Here is a 1,480-nt window from a genome sequence, read left to right as displayed (position 1 = left end):
GAGAGCCATACGGCTGATCCCGAAGAGAAGCACGGCCCCGCGAGCGGTACCGAACCCAAGGAGGCACCCAATCAAGCCCTTGACTAAATCCGGCCGAATAGAGAAGAGCCCAACCCCGGATTACCGTGGCGGGCGCGAGGAAATGCGGAAAACCCTGTTCGGTCGAGAGCTCAACCAGTGCTTCCGCTCGGTCCTTCGCCTCACGCCACGCCAGACGATACTGCTCGAAGAAAGACGCGAACAAAAGGGTGGGCGTACGCCACCGTGTTGAGGTGAGCGAGCTCACGTGCCGCATCGAGGGCTTCGCGGCTCCGCGTCCGGGCCTGCTCCGGATAGCCCAGCGCAAACAACGTCCATGAGAGTCCCGACAGCGCCGCCACCCGCGGATCTTGCACGTAGAGAGAGGCGAGCGAGTGATGCTGCTCCCGGTCATAGAGGGCAAGCGTCCGCTCCAGATGGATGCAGGCAGCAGGCAGCTCTCCGCGCCATAATGCACCGGTCCCGCAGATGCGGTGAGCAACCACCGCTGCGGACGTGTCATGACGCTCCTGCGCCCGGCGAAGAAACTCGTCTGCCACGTTTCGCGCGGCGTTGTGCTCGCCGCGCACGCCGTGGAACACCCATTGACCGTAGAGCACGGGCCAGAGCTGGGCGGTGGCGCCGAGCTGCTCGCAGAGCTCGCGAGCACGGGCGTTGGCCCGCCCGGCTTTCGGCGCTGCCCAGCCTTGCGTTGCCATCAGCGCCACACCCAACGCCACCTGGAGGTCGAGTTCTCGCCGCGGGCGATCGACCTCCGGCAAGCCCGCGAGCAGGTCCAACCCATTCCGCAACTGCGCCAGCGCTTCGGCCATCGCCGAGCGCGTGATGGCTCGCTGTCCCGCCCTCAGCCAATAGTCAATCGCCGGTTCGGCCAGCCCGCCCTCCATGTAATGGTGGGCCAGAAGCTCCGGCTGTGCCTGCACTGTCTCCGGAAAGTCGTGCTCGAGCGCGGCGGCGATCCGGACGTGCAAGCGCTGCCGCTTCGCGCGCACCAGGGTTGCATAGGCGGTGTCCTGCACGAGCGCATGCTTGAAGCTGTAGCTCGCCTGAGGCGGCGTTCCGCGCCGGAACACCAGGCCCGAGCCGACGAGGTCGTCCAACCCCGCCTGCAGATCGCTCTCCGGCAGCGCGGCCGCAATCGCGAGCAGTTCGTGCGAGAATTCCCGGCCAATAGCGGCGGCGACCTGGGCAACCTCCCGGGCCGGAGCCAGCCGGTCGAGCCGCGCCAACAGCGACTCCTGGAGCGTGGCGGGGATCGCCATGGGCGGCAGCGGCCCCGCGAGCGCGTAGTGATCGCCCTCATCGCGGAGCAGATTGGTCTCCAGCACGTTCCGCGTCAGCTCCTCGACGAACAGCGGGACGCCATCCGTCTTGGCGACGATCTGGTCGAGCACCGCAGGGGGTAGCGCTTTGCCGCCGCTCAGCCGCGCGACCATGGCCG

1 pseudogene is annotated in these 1,480 nt (G+C 67.6%); it reads right to left on the bottom strand.

Features of this window, described 5'->3' with window-relative positions:
* Window positions 1-200: 200 nt before the first annotated feature.
* Window positions 201-1,480 (bottom strand): annotated as a pseudogene (locus QJT78_RS51175) (adenylate cyclase); the annotation flags it as partial.

It is taken from the genome of Bradyrhizobium sp. Mp27 (genome assembly GCF_029953005.1).
Lineage (GTDB): Bacteria > Pseudomonadota > Alphaproteobacteria > Rhizobiales > Xanthobacteraceae > Bradyrhizobium > Bradyrhizobium barranii.
The sequence above is the reverse complement of the archived record's forward strand: the minus strand, read 5'-3'. Positions and strand labels throughout refer to the sequence as shown.